The sequence below is a fragment of the Methanobrevibacter sp. genome (genome assembly GCF_015062985.1).
In the GTDB taxonomy this organism is placed as follows: Archaea; Methanobacteriota; Methanobacteria; order Methanobacteriales; family Methanobacteriaceae; genus Methanocatella.
This window is the reverse complement of sequence record NZ_SUTI01000005.1, coordinates 22,145-40,234: the sequence shown is the minus strand read 5'-3', so window position 1 is coordinate 40,234 and position 18,090 is coordinate 22,145. Positions and strand designations below refer to the sequence as shown.

Below are 18,090 nucleotides of genomic sequence, written 5' to 3'. Positions count from 1 at the left end.
AAAGTTTGGACTGACAATGATAATCAAGACGGTGTCAGGAATGCTAGTGTAACTATTCATTTGGTTAAAAATAATGAGACTGTTATTGCTACTGTTGTTTTAAATGATACTAATAATTGGAGATACGTCTTCGAAGGTTTAGATAAGTATCAGAACAATGGTACTTTGATCAATTATACTGTTACTGAGGATGAGCTTGAGAATTACACTGTTAAAATTACTGGAAATAACTATGAATTTATTGTTAATAACACTCATGTTATTGAATTGGTTAATGTTACTGTTGTTAAAGTTTGGACTGACAATAATAACCAAGACGGTGTCAGACCTGATAATGTCACTGTTAATTTGATTAAAAATGAAACCGTTATTCGTACTGCTGTTTTGAATGATACTAATAATTGGACATTTACTTTCCATGATTTAGATAAGTATGAAAACTACGGTACTTTGATTGTTTACAGTATTAACGAAACTGAAGTTATTAATTATACTGCTGAAATTACCGGAGATAATGTTAGCTTTGTGATTAACAATACTCACGTCATTGAATTGATTAACGTTACAGTTGTTAAAGTTTGGAATGATGGTAATAACATCAGCGGTCAAAGACCTGCTAATGTCACTGTCGTTTTACTTGCTGATGGTACTGCTATTAAAAATACTACTCTAAGTGTTTCCAATGATTGGACTTACACCTTTGAAGGCTTAGATAAGTTTAGACATAACGGTACATTGATCAAGTATTCCATTGACGAAGTCGATGTTGGTGTTCCAGGTTATACTACTAACATTACCAATAGTACACCTTACTACTGGATAGTTAACAACACTTATGCTCCTGATGTTAATAAGACCGCTAATGTAAGTACTGTGTACTATCACGAATTCGTTAAATTTAACATTACAATTACTAACATCGGAACTGGTGTTTACAATGAGACCTTGACTGTTATCGATAGCATGCCTTATGGTTTAGATTATATTGAGACTGTTAACATCACAGGCGCTCGTGTTATTCAAGAGGGTGTTTATGACAACGCAACCCGCAATATTACTTGGATAATTACTGAAATCGCTCCAGATACTCCGGCTATAATCACTATTTTAGTCGGCGCTTATGATGTTGGTAACTTAACTAACAAGGTTGTATTGATTGGTCCTAACGGATATAACAAAGAGGTTAAAGAACCTGTTGAAGTACTTCCTATTGTTGATGTGTCTGTTATTAAGACTGTTGATTTGCCTGAACATTTCGTTGGTGATGTTGTTGTTTGGACTATTAAAGTATCCAATGCTTTCAATGGTACCAATGCTACTGATGTCATATTGAATGATGTTTTACCAAATCAATTTAATTTCATTAACTACACTGCAACTAAAGGTACTTATGTAAATGGCGTTTGGAATATTGGATTCATGGGCAATGGTACTGAAGAGACCTTGACTATTTACACACGTGCAAGAACCAATGGTACATTTACAAACTATGTAAATGTAACCTGTAATGAAACTGAGTGGAACTACACCAATAACTATGATAATGCTACAGTTAAGATTATTAAGACTCCTCCTGTTAAAGAGGTTAATAATACCAAACCGTTCCTCCATGAGAACGTTACCTATTATTTAACTGTCATTAACAATGGAGATGTGGATTATGTCAATAATTTAACTGTTGTTGATAGTTTGCCTGATGGTGTGGATTATATTGAAACTCTTTACATTACTGGTGCTGATGTTGTTGTTGATGCTATTGTCAGCGGCAATAACGTTACTTGGGTGATTACCAACATTTCAGCAGGAACAACTGCTGTCATTGCGGTTAAAGCTCAAGCGAATGCTGTTGGTATTAAAGTTAACAATGAGACTATCATTTATCCTGATGGTTCCAGTGATAAAGTCAATGCTACTATTGAGGTACAGCCTATCGTTGACGTGGCTGTCGTGAAATCTGTTGACAGGCCTGTGTCCTTCGTTGGAGACGTTGTTGTTTGGACTGTTAAAGTATCCAATGCTTTCAATGGCTCAACCGCAACTAATGTCAGATTGAGTGAATTATTACCTGATCAGTTCACATTCCTCAGATACGAAGCAACCAAAGGAACTTACGAAAACGATATTTGGACCATTGGTACAATGGGCAATGGTACTGAAGAGACCTTGACTATTTACACACGTGCAAGAACCAATGGTACATTTACAAACTATGTAAATGTAACCTGTAATGAAACTGAGTGGAACTACACCAATAACTATGATAATGCTACAGTTAAGATTATTAAGACTCCTCCTGTTAAAGAGGTTAATAATACCAAACCGTTCCTCCATGAGAACGTTACCTATTATTTAACTGTCATTAACAATGGAGATGTGGATTATGTCAATAATTTAACTGTTGTTGATAGTTTGCCTGATGGTGTGGATTATATTGAAACTCTTTACATTACTGGTGCTGATGTTGTTGTTGATGCTATTGTCAGCGGCAATAACGTTACTTGGGTGATTACCAACATTTCAGCAGGAACAACTGCTGTCATTGCGGTTAAAGCTCAAGCGAATGCTGTTGGTATTAAAGTTAACAATGAGACTATCATTTATCCTGATGGTTCCAGTGATAAAGTCAATGCTACTATTGAAGTACAACCTTTAGTTGATGTGTCCGTTGTTAAAACAGCTGATAAAGACGCTTACTTCGTTGGCGATATTGTTATTTGGACCATTAAAGTTTCAAATGCTGCTAATGGTTCTGCTGCGACTGATGTCAAATTGAATGAAGCTTTACCAAGTCAATTTGCATTTGTCGACTACGCTGCAACTAAAGGTACTTACGCAAACGACGTTTGGACTATTGGCACTATGGGCAACGGTACAGAAGAGACCTTAACTCTCTATACCCGTGCATTGACCGATGGTACATTTACCAATTACGTCAACGTAACATGTAATGAAACAGAGTCTAACTACACCAATAACTACGACAACGAAACAGTTATTGTCAATAGGAATCCGGACATTAACAAGACAGTTAACGATACTACACCATATACTCACACAATTGTGGAATACTACTTGACTGTCACAAACACTGTTGATGTCGACTACACAAATAACTTAACCGTTATTGACAGCTTGCCTGAAGGTTTAGTATATGCGAATGATTATAAAGTGGATGGTGCTGATTTAGTCAGCTTTGTTGCAGATGGCCAAGTGATCTACTGGACCATTACTAACATTTCTGCTAATTCAAGTGCTGTAATCACTGTCAAAGTATTGGCTGATGCTACTGGAAATCTAACCAACAATGGAACCCTTGTTCCTCCTTACGGTAATAACATTACTGTAAACTGTACAATAACTCCAGTACCACGCGCAGACTTAGAAATTATAAAATTAGTTTCTAAAAAAGTTTCCCATTATAATGACAGAGTCACCTGGACAATCATTGTCAAAAACAATGGTCCTGACACTGCTGTAAATGCAATCATGTCAGATAAACTTCCTGCTGACTTAGTTTATGTTTCAGATGATTCAAGAGGTGCTTATGATCCTGCAACCGGTATTTGGAAATTGGGTGACATTGCAAAAGGTCAATCCAGAGAATTGAACATTGTCTCAATTGTAAAAGTTACCAATAAGACAATTGTCAACTTTGCAAACGTCAGTTCCGATACTCCTGATCCTAACGAAACAAACAATAGAGCCAACAATACAACTGATGTTCCTCCTGAAGCTGATTTAATGCTTATTAAGAATGTTGATAAGGCTAATGCTAAAGTTGGAGATAACATTACATTTGAAATTGTTGTTACTAATTTAGGACCAGACGATGCTATAAACTCTCGTGCATACGATGTATTGCCTGATGGACTTAAATTCATCAGCTGCAATGTAACCATGGGCAGTTATGATCCGGAAACAGGAATTTGGACTATCGGTGACTTGAGAAAAGGTGACACTGTATCTCTTATCATAGTTGCTCAAGCATTAAGAACCGGTCATTTTGTTAACGAGGCTTATGTTGTAAGTGATACTTACGACCCTGACTTATCTAACAACAATGACACTGCTGACGTGACTGTTGAGGACGTTCCAGAACCTCCAGAACCTCCGGTTACTACCCTACAGAAACATCCTACAGGTAATCCACTTGTAATCGTTGTATTAGCATTACTTGCAATAGTCGGTGTGACTTTGAGAAGAAAAATTTAAACACGTTATGGGAAATTTAATTTTCCCATTATTTTTTATTTTTTACAAAAATTTCAACTTAATTTTAATTGGATTTTCGAACGATAATTTTATACTTTTCATGAAAATTCTTTTATTAGAATAATCATATTTTTCAAAATATTAAATTGCAACTACTAATTTTCAAATATTTGTTTGGTCATGTAGATTACACATTATTTTTTACTCATTTTTTCAAAAATCATATTATTATAAAAGACATTAGCGAGATATATAATAGTGATTTGATTAAATTGTGTGATTAAATGAAAAGTGATAGTGTAAAAAAAGGAATTCAAAGAGCGCCACACAGATCTCTTTTAAGGGCCTGTGGTCTTGATGATGAAGATTTCAAAAAACCGTTCATCGGTATAGCAAACAGCTTTACTGATATCGTGCCGGGCCATATCCACTTAAGGGAACTTGTGGAATTCGTAAAGGAAGGAATCATTGCCGCCGGAGGTGTTCCATTTGAGTTTGACACCATGGCGGTTTGTGACGGAATAAGCATGAACCATGAGGGAATGAAGTATTCACTTCCTTCAAGGGAAATCATCGCCGCAACCGTTGAAAGCATGACAAAAGGACATGCATTCGATGGATTGGTATTGATTCCAAGCTGCGATAAGGTAGTTCCTGGAATGATAATGGGTGCGGCAAGGGTGGATGTTCCATCCATTGTTGTCACAGGCGGACCGATGCAATCAGGCGAATATAACGGAAAGCCTGCCGATTTGATTACTGTTTTTGAAGCGGTCGGCGCTTATTCAGCCGGCAAGATGACTGAAGAGGAAGTCAATGAACTTGAAAGATGCGCCTGTCCTGGTGCTGGAAGCTGTTCAGGTTTATTCACTGCAAACACCATGGCATGCATTACAGAAACATTTGGGCTCTCCCTTCCGACATGTGCAACAACCCATGCAAGAACAGAGGAAAACAATCAAATTGCATTCGAGTCCGGAAAGCAGATAATCGAACTTGTTAAGCAAGACATCAAGCCATCCGACATTCTAACCCAGGAAGCATTCAACAATGCAATTGCAGTCGACATGGCATTGGGCGGATCATCAAATACCGCACTTCACATACCTGCAATCGCCAGTGAAGTTGAAGGCGTGGATGTGGACTTGGAATTGTTTGATGAAATTTCAAGAAACGTGCCTCACATCGCCCTAATTTCTCCGGCCGGTGAAGATTCAATGATGGATTTGCACTTGGCGGGTGGTATTCAGGCTGTATTGAAAACCTTGGGTGACAAAATTGACGCTGACCAATTGACCGTGACAGGCAAGACAATCAGGGAAAACCTGGAAAGCGTTGAAAATAAGAATACCGATGTCATCCATACATTGGATAATCCGGTGCATGAGGACGGTGGAATTGCAATATTGAAAGGAAATCTCGCTCCTAACGGTAGTGTCGTTAAGAAAGGTGCAGTTGCAGATAATCTAATGCATCTTAAAGGGCCTGCAAAAGTTTATGACTCAGAAGAGGAAGTTACAAAAGCGATATTCGACCATGAAATCGCTGAAGGTGACATAGTTGTAATCAGATATGAAGGGCCTAAAGGCGGTCCGGGAATGCGCGAAATGCTCAATCCGACTTCAGCACTTGCTGGAATGAACATTAAGGATGTGGGCCTAATCACCGACGGAAGATTTTCAGGAGGAACCAGAGGTCCTTGCATAGGCCATGTTTCACCTGAAGCGAGGGAAGACGGCCCGATTGCAGCAATCCAAAACGGTGATATTATAGAAATTGACATCAACAACAGGTCAATCAATGTTGAACTTTCAGATGAAGAGATAGAGGAAAGGTTAAAATCAGTTAAACATCCTGAAAGCGATGTTGACGGATGGTTGGCATTATATCAAAAGCTGGTTCACTCCGCAGATACCGGTGCTATCCTAAGGTAGTGTTGATTATGGAGATTCTTAAGTATTCAGAGATTGATTTGGCCGAAACCATCAAAAGGTCAGAAGAGGATGTAAACAAGGTTTTGGACATAGTTTCTGACATTTTAAATAATGTAAAGGATAATAAGGATGATGCTATCAGGGAATATACGGAGAAGTTTGACGGTGTTACAATAGAAAACCTGAAGGTTTCAGAAGATGAAATCAGGGAGGCTTACGACACTTTGGACGATTCATTGCTGGTTGCCTTAAAACAGGCGGCATCCAACATTGAGAAGTTCCACAAAAAGCAGATTCCATCAGGCTGGGAAATTGAAGTTAATCCAGGCATCATTGCAGGCCAAATCGTAAGGCCAATCAACTCTGCAGGATGCTATATCCCGGGCGGTAGAGCGGCATATCCCTCTTCAATACTGATGACAGTAATTCCCGCAAAGATTGCAGGTGTCGAAAAGGTTGTATGCGTAACACCTCCCCAAAAGGACGGAAAGATTCTTGATGCGATTTTGGTTGCAGCGGATATTGCCGGTGCCGATGAAATCTATAAGGTCGGAGGAGCTCAGGCAATAGCCGGGCTTGCCTATGGAACAGAGTCAATACCTCGCGTGGAAAAGATTGTTGGTCCCGGAAACATATTCGTTACAGCCGCAAAGAAATTGGTCTATGGTCAAGTTGACATCGAGTTTCCGGCTGGACCGTCTGAAGTTCTGATTTTGGCCGATGAAACCGCAAATCCTGAATTTTTGGCAACCGATATTTTGGCTCAGGCCGAGCACGACCCTAATGCGTCCTGCTTTTTAGTGACAGATTCAGAAAAATTGGCCATTGAAACCGATGAATTCGTTAAAGAGTTGACTGAAGTTGCTCCTAGACGTGAAATAATTGAGGAATCATTGTCAAAAAGTGGAAAAATCATTATCACTGACACTTTTGAGGAAGCGATTCATGTTACAAACGAATACGCTCCCGAACATTTAATCATATCCACAAAAGACGATGACGGGACACTCTCACACATCAACAATGCAGGTTCAATATTCTTGGGTGCATACTCACCCGTTGCGGCAGGAGACTATGGATCAGGTACAAATCACGTTCTGCCTACCGGCGGAGGAGCTAAAATGTATTCAGGTCTCTCAACTGAAGCGTTCATCAAAAAGCCGACAGTTCAAAGAATCACCAAAGAAGGCCTTAAGGAATTGTCCAAGACTTCCGTGCCGATTGCCGAGTATGAAGGATTCTTTGCCCATGCAAATTCATTCAAGACAAGATTAAGGGATGATTAGATGGATTTTGAAAGGGTCGACATGAGGGAGATGACCCCCGAAGAGATGGTTAAAGCGGGGGAAATGGCTGAAATAGTTTTCAAGCTCAATCACACATTGCCAAATAGCGAAGAGTACGATTCACTTTTAAGGGAGTTGTTCGGCGATAAGTTAGGTGAAAACAGCAGAATCATGGCTCCGATTGCTGGAGCGGCATTTGACTGCATAAAAATAGGCAGCAATGTTTTCATCAATTCTAATTCCCTTTTGATGGCTCGGGGCGGAATCACAATCGAGGATGATGTGATGCTTGCGGCAAACGTTCAATTGCTGTCCAACAATCACGATGAGTATGACAGGCAGGTTTTACTCTGCAAACCGATTCATATCAAAAAAGGAGCTTGGATTGGAGCCGGAGCAAGTGTTCTTCCTGGCGTTACAATCGGAAAGTATGCGATTGTAGGTGCCGGCGCAATTGTTACCAGGGATGTAGGTGACTATGAAGTCGCTGTAGGCGTTCCTGCAAAGATAGTTAAAACTTTGGATAAGGATAAATTTGAGGAATAATTTTATCCTTGACAATTTTTTATTTTTAATTAAATTTAATAATTTTGCTTCAATTTTTCTAAATTGATTTCTAACTATTTTAAATATAATTATATCTAATTTTATTTTGTAATAGATAAATTAATAACTTTATTGCCTAATTGGAGATGATGTTATTAATATATTTTGTTTCCTCTTTTGTATTGGAGGTGAGGGTTTTGGGCATGATATTCATTGTGCTCGACATTGTCTTGATTATTCTTGATATTGCTGTTATCTATTTTCACTTCAATAATTGATTGAATAGTCTCGTATGATAGTTGAATTTTGTAAAGTTGGGTCGTGATTTTTCAAGGCCCGCAAGCCGGAAGTTTTGCGTAATTCTTCCCAACTTTATTTAAAACGGATTTTTAATGCTTATTTTTTAAAATAAAAGAAAAATTATATAGTTTAGATAACTTTATATATTATGTTTGTATATATTATATTCAAGAATATGTTTTCATATTCTGCACTTTCTATACAAAAGAAAGAAATTAGGTAATAAAATAGTTGTCTAATCTTGCGGTAGTTTATAGGTCTTCCTATAAACTTAGACAACACTTCTTTTAAAAGTATTATTTAATTTTCACTTTTAAAATTTATTAATTTTTACAAACCTCGAGGTGAATAGTTTGCAAGGTTTATTAAATGATTGGAGAAGAACTCACTATGCAAAAGATGCGACTCCTGAAATTGCAGGAAGCGATGTCACAATCATGGGTTGGGTACATGAAATCCGTGATTTAGGTGGTATTATCTTTGTTATTATCAGAGATGTAACCGGCAGAGTTCAAATTACAGCTCCAAGTAAAAAAGTAGAAGCAGAAATATTAGAAGATTTAAGATCATTTAGAAAAGAATCCGTTGTAGCAATTAAAGGTGCAGTGCAAGAAGCTCCAAAAGCACCAAATGGTGTTGAAATCATTCCTAAAGAAATCAGAGTATTAAACTTAGCCAATCAACCTTTACCAATGGATCCAACAGAAAAAGTTCAAGCTGGAATAGACACAAGATTAGATTCAAGATTCTTGGATATCAGAAAAGAAAACGTTTCAGCAATTTTCAAGATTAAAGGTCAAATGTTCCATACTATCAGAGATTTCTTCTATGATAATGGATTTTATGAAATTAACACTCCTAAACTCGTAGCTTCCGCTACTGAAGGAGGAACAGAATTATTCCCAATCACTTACTTTGAAAAAGAGGCATTCTTAGGTCAATCCCCACAATTATACAAACAGATGATGATGGGTGCAGGAATGGATAAGGTATTTGAAATTGGTCAAATTTTCAGAGCAGAAGAACATGACACCTTAAGACACTTAAACGAAGCGGTTTCCATTGATGCAGAAGCTTCATTCGCTGATGATGAAGACGTAATGAAAATCCTAAACGACATGCTCATTCAGGTATTGACAGATGTGAATGAAAACTGTGCTAACGAATTGGAAATTTTAGGTCATGAATTGGAAGTGCCTGCTGGAGATTTCCCTGTTGTAACTTATGATGAAGCTGTTGATATTGTAAATTCAAAAGATGTATCAATGGAATGGGGAGAAGACTTATCCCGTGAAGCTGAAAAAGCATTAGGTGATACCATGGGCGGATTCTATTTCCTAACCAGATGGCCTACAGAAATCAAACCGTTTTATGTAATGCCTGTTGAAGGAGAAGAACAATACTCCCATGCATTCGATTTAATGTATAACAACTTGGAGTTATCTTCCGGTGCTACCCGTGTACACCAGTATGATTTACTCGTAAAACAAATTGAAGAAAGAGGATTAAACCCTGCCGGATTTGGAAGCTATCTTAAAGCGTTTGAATATGGTATGCCTCCTCACGCAGGTTGGGGTCTCGGTGCTGATAGGTTAACTATGGTACTTACTGGGGCCGAAAACATCCGTGAATGTGTACTCTTCCCAAGAGACAGACACAGATTAACCCCTTAAACTTTCTTTTTTTTTTAAGATAATATGGAAAAATATGATATAGCTGTTATCGGAGCGGGACCTGCAGGAATCATGGCGGCAATTGCTGCAAGCCATAATTCTTCAAACTTGGTATTGCTTGAAAAGAATTCTTCACCGGGACGCAAACTCTTAATGACCGGTGGCGGAAGATGCAACATCACCAACCGAAAACCGATAAAAAAGCTATTGAATATTTATCCTCAAAAAAATTTTTTAAAACACTCTTTTTACACATTGACCAATGAAAAGCTCCTGTCATTTTTTGAAAATAAGGGTTTGTCCTTCATTGAAGAGGATGACAACAGGATTTTTCCCGAAACCGAAAAATCAAGTGACATTTTAAAAATTCTATTGGAATATCTGGATGATGTTGATATAAAATATGGTTTTGAAGTAAAATCTATTGTAGACAATTTTATAATCAATGATGAAATCATGGCAGATAAGATTGTGATTGCCACAGGCGGCATAACCTATCCTCAGACCGGATGCAGCATTGAAAATTATTCCTTAACCTCACAGCCATTGACTGATGTGAAATACGGGCTGGTTCCGTTAATCACTAAGAAGGACCTCTCGAATGTTGCAGGAATAACATTATATGATGTCGTTATAAGTTATAAGAAATCAAAGGTTCAGGGAAATGTTCTATTCTCTCATGTCGGTTTGACAGGTCCTGGAATTATTAACCTAAGCAATGAGATATCTGAAGATATAAGTTATAATTTATTGGAAAACGAACCTGATGCGGATTTTGAAATAGATATTGATTTATGCCCGGATTTCACACGCGAGGAATTGCAGGATAAGTTCAACACAGATTTCCAGGCAAGAGGAAAGTCAATGATTAAGAATTATCTGAAGCTGTTTTTAACAAGCAGATTCATTGATTTCTTTTTGGATGAAATTAAAATCGACGGTGAAACTCAGCTGTCAAGAATTGATAAGAAGAGCAAAAACAGATTGATTGAAAACTTAAAAAGGTTTGCTTTTGAAATCACCGGCTTCAATGAGAGCCTATCAAAAGTCACAATTGGCGGGATTGATTTGGAAAACATTAATCCAAAAACTATGGAATCATCATTAACACCGAACCTGTATTTTGCAGGTGAAGTTTTGGATTTGCATGGACCCACCGGAGGTTATAATCTCAAAATAGCCTTTTCAACAGGTTATTTGGCAGGCCTTTCAGCCAGTGAAAAATAATTTTTTAATTAATTTTTTTCAAAATTTATTAATTTTAACAAAATATTTAACCTATATATTTACTAATAGTTATAATATGACAGACAAAATGTTCATGGGTGCATCAACTAAACAAGGTCTGGATATTGCAAATAAAAGTAGAGAAATTATCCGCGGCCTTATTGGAGATGATGTTAAAGATTTAAATCCAGCTGAAAGAGACATTGTTGAAAGGATTGTACACTCAACAGCTGATCCTGAATATGCAAAATTGGTGAAAATCAGTCCTGATTTTGTTGATGTTGCTATGGAATCCCTAAGAAATAAGGAAACTATTTTGACTGATATCAATATGGTCAAATATGGTATTACAAGATACGACGGGGAAGTTGAGTGCTATATCAAGAATGAAGAAGTTATAAAAATTGCCAAAGAAAATCAGATTACAAGAGCGGCTGCAGCTATGCGCTATGCGGCTTCAAATGATTTTGAAGGCATTGTTGTTTCAGGTAATGCTCCAACAGCAGTATTTGAAGCAATGGATTTATATCAAAAAGGTGAAATGAATCTTAAAGCTATTGTGGGTGTTCCTGTAGGTTTTGTGGGAGCGGCTGATTCAAAGGAAGCTCTGCATAATTCCAATATTCCAAATGTTATTGTTGAAGGACCTAAAGGCGGTACACCGATTGCAGTAGCCTGCGTAAATTCCTTAATCCAACATTTATAGAGTGATAATATGTATTCTGAAGAATTATTCAACGAATCTAAAAATTATTTTCCTGGTGGAGTGAATTCTCCTGTTCGTGCTTTTAAGCCATATCCATTTTTCGTTAAAAGTGCGGGAGGTTCAAAACTCACAGATGTAGATGGAAAAACTTACATTGACCATTGTCTGGCTTATGGCCCATTGATTTTGGGACATGCCGACCCTAAGGTTGTAAGGGAAGTTTCCAATCAATTAACTATAGGTACTGCATATGGTACTCCTACTGAAAATGAAATTGTTCTTGCAAAAGAGGTTATTGACAGGATTCCGTCCGCTGAAATGGTAAGATTTTGTAACAGCGGAACTGAAGCAACAATGAGCGCAATCAGATTGGCTCGTGGCTTTACAGGCAGGGATAAAATCGTCAAGTTTGAAGGAGCTTACCATGGTGCACACGATTATGTATTGGTTAAAGGCGGTTCCGGTGCAGCTACTTTACCGGATTCTCCGGGTATTCCGGCCGATACCACTAAAAATACTTTATCTGTCCCGTTCAATGATGAAGAAGCTTTAACAGAGCTAATTGAAAAAGAAGGTGAAAACATTGCTTGTATCATCATGGAAGTTGTCATGGGCAATGTTGGTTGTATTGAACCAAAACCAGGATTTTTAGAGTTCATTAGAAAAATCACTGAAGAAAATGATATTATTTTAATATTTGATGAAGTTATTACAGGTTTTAGAGCTTCCAGAGGTGGAGCTCAACAGTATTATGGGGTCACTCCTGATTTAACCACTCTCGGTAAGATTGTAGGTGGAGGACTTCCAATGGGAGCATTTTGTGGTAAAAAAGAAATAATGGAGTTGATTGCTCCGAACGGTCCTGTTTATCAGGCAGGTACTTTTTCAGGTAATCCTGTTTCGGTACAGGCTGGTATTTCCACTTTAACACAGCTTGATGATGCATTCTACAAGGAATTGGAAAGAAAAGGAAACTTCCTCAGAAGCAGCATAAAATCCATTATTGAAGAGCAGGAATATAATATTCAGCCTGTCGGACTTGCTTCAATGTTTCAGATTTATTTCAATCCCGCTCCTGTTTTAAATTATGAAGATGCTCAAAAATCTGATAGAAGGCAATTCTTAAGATACTTCAAAACATTATTGAAAGAAGGTGTTTTTATCCCACCATCTCAGTTTGAGTGTAATTTCATTTCAAATGCTCATAGTATGGCAGATATACAAAAAACAGTGGAAGCCATTGAATTGGGTTTAGAAGCAGCATTTAAGAAAAGAAGAAGGTAATGATATGGTAGAGTGGAAAGAAGTTGCATCCTATGCAGTTATTTTGATAATAGTTTTAATAGCAGCCCAACATCTGAATGTGGTTGTTTCAGGTAGTATGGAGCCTGCATTCTACAGGGGAGATATAGTCCTTGTTGAAAAGGCGAGCTTTTTAGGAATAAATGAATTCAATCCCAATGATGTTCAGGTTGGGGATGTTGTTGTTTATGATGCCAAATGGTTTGACCAGCCGGTAATTCATAGAATTATCAATATTACAGAGATTAATGGAACTACGATGTATTTAATTAAGGGGGACAATAATAATGCTCCCGACCCATATTATGTTACTTCAGACCAAATCAAGGAGCGCGTTGTAACATTTGGTGACAATTTAGCAGTCATCCCAAAAGTCGGTTATCTTTCCATTTGGTTAAGAGGGTTATAATTATTAAGGTGAGTTAATGTATTTTGAAATAGAAAAACAAGCTATTGATGCCATCAATAAGGCATTAGATCAATATGATGAAGAAATAGATAGAAATTTTAAGTTGGAATTTCCTCCGAATCCTGAATTGGGGGACTTAGCTAGTACTATTGCTTTTGCACTTACTAAAAAGTTAAAAACTTCCCCTCCTGAAGTTGCAAAGGATTTGGTTGAAAAGATTGAAGTTCCGGAAATTTTCTCTAAAGTTCAGAATTTCGGCCCATATGTTAATTTTTTCATTGATTATGACAAGTTCTCTAAATTACTTTTAGATAAGGTGGATGAAAACTACGGCCAGCTTCCGGAATACGGAGAAAAAATCATCTTGGAACATACTTCAGCTAATCCTAACGGGCCGTTGCATATAGGACACATCAGAAACTCCATTTTTGGAGATTCTCTTTCAAGACTGTTAAAATTAGCCGGAAGAGATGTTGAAACCCAATATTATGTTAATGATATGGGAAGGCAGATTGCTATTATAGTCTGCGGAATAACCGAATGCGGCTTGAACATCGATGACTATGAAGGAGACAAGATTGACCACAAAATCGGAAAGCTATACTTTGATGCTAACAAGGCTGTTGAAGAGGATGAAGCCTTAAATGCCAAAGTCGATGAACTGATTCAGAAATACGAAGAAGGGTCTGATGAAGAATTGAATAAAGTCTTTGAGGATGTGGTCTCAAAATGTATTTCCGGCATGAAGGAATCCCTTTTGAGAATGAACATTAAGCATGACGACTTTGTATGGGAAGGTCAATTCGTCAGAAATGGAGACGTTGACAATATCGTTAACTATATTCAAAAAGAAGGATTCACACGTGAAGAGGACGTATTGTACATTGATTTGACCTATTACAATATTGATAAGGAGTTTGTTTTAAGAAGATCCAATGGAACATCACTTTATTCTACAAGAGACTTGGCTTACCACAAATATAAAGCTACTTTAGGCGATACAGTATTGGATATTTTAGGTTCAGACCATAAATTGGCTGCAAAACAGATTAAAGTGATTTTTGAAGAGATATTCAGACAGGATGCTCCTGAAGTTATATTTTATGAATTCATTACACTTCCTGAAGGATCAATGTCAACAAGAAAAGGCAAGTTCGTATCAGTCGATGAGTTAATTGATGAAGCAGTCTTAAGGGCTCATGATGAAATAAAATCAAGAAACCCGGATTTAACAGAAGAGGAAATTGCACCTATGGCTGAAAAAATCGGTGTGGGAGCAATAAGATTCTTCATTGCTAAATTATCCCCTGAAAAGCACTTGACCTTTAAATGGGATGAAGCCCTAAGCTTTGAGAGAGGCTGTGCATCCATTCAATATGCTCATGCAAGGGCCTGTAAGTTGCTTAAAAAATCCGGCAAGGATATAGCTTCCTTAAGCGTTGCGGATGATTGGAGCCCAAATGATGCGGAACAGGATCTCATAAGGCAAATTGCCAAATTCCCGCAGGTTGTTGAGGATTGTGCCGACAAGAAAAGAGTTCACAATGTCACTCAATACTGCCAAGATTTGGCCGGTTCATTCAATAAGTTCTATAAATCCGAACAGGTTATCGGTTCTGATTTAGAAGATACTAGATTAATTTTAGTAGACAGAGCTAAAACAACAATTAAAAATGCTTTAGACATATTAGGTGTCGATGCACCCGAAATGATGTAGATGGGTTATTGAATCATCTCAATTTTTTATTTAGGTGATATTATGGAAGATAAAATAACAATAGACGATGTAATGGCGTTTGAACATCTTTTTTCAACAACTCCATCTTTCATATTGGAAAGAATGGCAAAAAAGAAAACAAATTTGGTCAAAAAGTTTGAAGATGTAGTTAGAAAACATTTGGCTGCGGCAGACGACAATGAAATGAGAAAATTGAATATTGCAATTAATACAGAAATTGATGAATTGCAGGCAACTATGGCTGAAGCTTATAGGCTAACAAACAAAAAGCAATTTAAGATATTAGCTAATCCTGACAATAAGGAATTCCTTGAATTAAACCGCAATGAATTACGAAAAATTGTTAATGGTGAAAATTGATTAATCCACATAGTGGATATAATCTTCTTTTCTAGGCAATGGTTCAGGCGCTTCCATGTCGGGATAGCCTAAAACCACATGGCCGACTCCTTCATAAGTTTCAGGAATTCCCCATTCTTCTAAGAGTTCCTTACCTTTTTCGGATGAGAATTCGTCATATGCCCTGTGAATCCAGCAGGATCCGACGCCTACTGCGTGGGCAGCATTCACAAGCACAGCTAAAACGCTTGAACCGTCTTCCTTCCAGGTTGGAACTTCGCCATCTGCTAAAACAATCAATAATGTTTTTGCACCATAAAATGGGTCCAAGTCTTCCGGAACTTCAGTTGGGAAAAAGCTTCTGTTCCATGCTGACAATTCTTTTATTTTTTCAGGATTTTGAATTACAACAATTTTTGGAGATTGCAGACCTCTTGCAGTTGGAGCATATGTTCCTGTTTCCAAAATGGTTTTTAAATCTTCATCTGATATTTGTTCGTCCTTGAATTTTCTGATGCTTCTTCTTGTTTTTAAGTCTTCAATTGTTTTATTCATATTAAATCCTCACAGATTTTTATAAGTGTTTTTTTTAGATTATTATACTCTTCATCGGTTAACTGTTTTTTGATTTTTTCATCCCATTCATCGTCATAATCCATTATTACCTGAGCTATTTTTGCACCCTCTTTGGTCACATTGATTATCTTTTTCCTTTTTTCGGGTGTTTTTGTAATCAATCCTTTCTTTTCAAGCTTTTCAAGATTTCTTGTGATTGTGCTTTCATTAACATGCAGCTTCTGGGCCAGTTCCTCCTGACTGATGTTCTGGTTTTTATAGGTATTTATTAAAATGGGATACAATCCTGAACTTAACTCAACGTCCTTCAATTTCTGATTTAGAAATTTTGTCTGATTTCTATAAATTATTGATATGAGTGGTGATGTTGGAATATCGCTATCAAACGGCATTGCTTTCACTCCTTATCAGCTTGTTAATGTATAGCTCAATGCATGCATAACAAATCAGAGATCCTATTCCACCACCCAAAAGCATTCCGCAGTATATTCCGAATTCCCCAAGATTGAATGTGAAACCTAATAGGTATGCAAATATCAGGACCAGTATGAATTCCCTGAATGTTGTCAATAGGAATGATATTGTTCCCTTTCCAACGCCCTGAAACACGTTACCCGCACTTGCACCGAACGGCACATATAAGATGAATAGGCACATCAGCTGTATGAAGCTTGCAATCAGAGGTTCCAGTTGAGCGCTGTTTTCTGAATATGAGAAGATAAATGCGATTTGATTTGCAAAGACATTCAGGATTATGCACACTATTATTGATGCTATCAAAGCTACTTTGACGGCATATCTTGCTGTAACCCTTAAGTTTTCGTATTTTCTTGCTCCATATGCCACTCCTGCAACGGATATGGCTGCTGTTCCAACCCCTATTGCTGGAAGCATTCCGATATTGATTATTCTCCAGCCTGCGGTATAGACGGCCACGGCCACCGGTCCGGATACAATTGTAAGCATGTAATTTATGAAGATTGTTAACACTGACAGTACCAACTGCTCAAGACTGGCCGGAATACCGACAACAAGTATATCCTTATACATTTTCAAATCGTTATGGAAGTCTTTGAAGTTATATGAAAGGTATGTGTCCTTTTTAACAAAAATCCAGTAGAACATGACTAAAAGGCTTATGAACGGTCCGAGGGCTGTTGCCCATGCTGCTCCCTTTATTCCCATATTTAATGTGTAGATGAATATCGGATCCAGAATCATGTTGATTACTGCGGCTGTAGCTATCGGTATTGTTGCTCTTTTGATGTCTCCTTCAGCTCTGAAAGCTCCCCCTACAATCGGCGGCATCAATATAGCAAAAGTCCAGAGGAATACTATAAATCCATAGTCCATTGCATAATTGAGGACGCTGCTTGCGCCCATCATTACAAGCAGAGGTTTCATGAATATTAAAAATATTATTGAAACAACTATTGAGAATATCAGGCTTAATATTAAATTGTGTATTGCTGCATTGTTTGCTGAGTGTTTGTCTTCAGCACCGATGTATCTTGAAATCAGTGAGTTTCCACCTGCTCCAAGCCCATTTCCGAATCCGACCAATATCATGAATAGTGGTGTGATGTATCCTAGTGCAGCAAGTGGTTCCGGACCGAGTCCTGCTACCCAAATACTGTCAATAATGTTATTTGCAAAGATTAAAAACATACTGGCTATAATAGGTAGTGATAATTTATTTATTGCTTTTTTAGGGTCTCCTGTTATCATTTCAATATTTTCATTTTTTTCCATATTTTACCTCTCTTGCATATGCAATTATACTCTTGTATATGCAAGTGTTAGTATTTAAAGTTAATGTTAAATATTTTTAAAAATATAGTT

Annotated in this window: 14 protein-coding genes; 11 read left to right on the top strand and 3 right to left on the bottom strand. The window is 37.4% G+C overall.

From position 1 onward, the window contains the following. From E7Z77_RS03430 to E7Z77_RS03380, 11 genes are all read left to right on the top strand, one after another. Positions 1–4,212 (top strand): Cna B-type domain-containing protein (locus E7Z77_RS03430; RefSeq protein WP_292750273.1); only part of this gene is annotated, 4,212 nt, incomplete at its 5' end. 284 nt (positions 4,213–4,496) lie between these two features. Continuing rightward, entirely contained in the window at positions 4,497–6,146 is a 1,650-nt protein-coding gene (gene ilvD / locus E7Z77_RS03425) for a dihydroxy-acid dehydratase (protein ID WP_292750271.1), read from the top strand. A gap of 8 nt (positions 6,147–6,154) precedes the next feature. Beyond that, positions 6,155–7,432, top strand: a complete 1,278-nt coding sequence (gene hisD, locus E7Z77_RS03420; protein WP_292750433.1) for a histidinol dehydrogenase — start codon at positions 6,155–6,157, stop codon at positions 7,430–7,432. Continuing rightward, complete coding sequence (locus tag E7Z77_RS03415; protein WP_292750269.1) at positions 7,433–7,978, top strand: DapH/DapD/GlmU-related protein; 546 nt, start codon at positions 7,433–7,435, stop codon at positions 7,976–7,978. It abuts the gene before it with no gap. 653 nt (positions 7,979–8,631) lie between these two features. Further along, a complete protein-coding gene (aspS, locus tag E7Z77_RS03410) occupies positions 8,632–9,951 on the top strand; it encodes an aspartate--tRNA(Asn) ligase (protein ID WP_292750267.1) in 1,320 nt (439 codons plus the stop codon). A gap of 24 nt (positions 9,952–9,975) precedes the next feature. Then, the gene (locus E7Z77_RS03405) at positions 9,976–11,178 is read left to right on the top strand and encodes an aminoacetone oxidase family FAD-binding enzyme (RefSeq protein WP_292750265.1); all 1,203 of its coding nucleotides are present in this window, start codon (positions 9,976–9,978) and stop codon (positions 11,176–11,178) included. 76 nt (positions 11,179–11,254) lie between these two features. After that, entirely contained in the window at positions 11,255–11,884 is a 630-nt protein-coding gene (locus E7Z77_RS03400) for a cobalt-precorrin-8 methylmutase (protein WP_292750263.1), read from the top strand. A 9-nt stretch (positions 11,885–11,893) separates the two neighbouring features. Continuing rightward, positions 11,894–13,168: a glutamate-1-semialdehyde 2,1-aminomutase gene (gene hemL, locus E7Z77_RS03395; protein WP_292750260.1), complete on the top strand. Its 1,275-nt coding sequence runs from the start codon at positions 11,894–11,896 to the stop codon at positions 13,166–13,168. A 4-nt stretch (positions 13,169–13,172) separates the two neighbouring features. Beyond that, complete coding sequence (locus E7Z77_RS03390; RefSeq protein WP_292750257.1) at positions 13,173–13,595, top strand: signal peptidase I; 423 nt, start codon at positions 13,173–13,175, stop codon at positions 13,593–13,595. A gap of 16 nt (positions 13,596–13,611) precedes the next feature. After that, positions 13,612–15,312 carry an arginine--tRNA ligase gene (gene argS, locus E7Z77_RS03385; RefSeq protein ID WP_292750255.1) on the top strand — a complete coding sequence of 567 codons (1,701 nt, stop codon included), beginning with the start codon at positions 13,612–13,614 and terminating at the stop codon, positions 15,310–15,312. 42 nt (positions 15,313–15,354) lie between these two features. Further along, positions 15,355–15,693, top strand: a complete 339-nt coding sequence (locus E7Z77_RS03380) for a hypothetical protein (protein WP_292750251.1) — start codon at positions 15,355–15,357, stop codon at positions 15,691–15,693. On the opposite strand, the gene E7Z77_RS03375 is transcribed toward E7Z77_RS03380, so the two are convergent. The 3 genes from E7Z77_RS03375 to E7Z77_RS03365 are packed head-to-tail and all read right to left on the bottom strand — an operon-like array spanning position 15,694 to position 18,000. Then, positions 15,694–16,227, bottom strand: a complete 534-nt coding sequence (locus tag E7Z77_RS03375; protein ID WP_292750248.1) for a nitroreductase — start codon at positions 16,225–16,227, stop codon at positions 15,694–15,696. Next, entirely contained in the window at positions 16,224–16,640 is a 417-nt protein-coding gene (locus E7Z77_RS03370; protein ID WP_292750245.1) for a MarR family transcriptional regulator, read from the bottom strand. Before E7Z77_RS03370 ends, E7Z77_RS03375 begins: the two co-directional genes overlap by 4 nt. Then, positions 16,630–18,000, bottom strand: coding sequence for an MATE family efflux transporter (locus E7Z77_RS03365; protein WP_292750242.1), 1,371 nt, complete (start codon positions 17,998–18,000; stop codon positions 16,630–16,632). The genes E7Z77_RS03370 and E7Z77_RS03365 overlap by 11 nt, the downstream gene beginning before the upstream one ends. Positions 18,001–18,090: the final 90 nt, after the last annotated feature.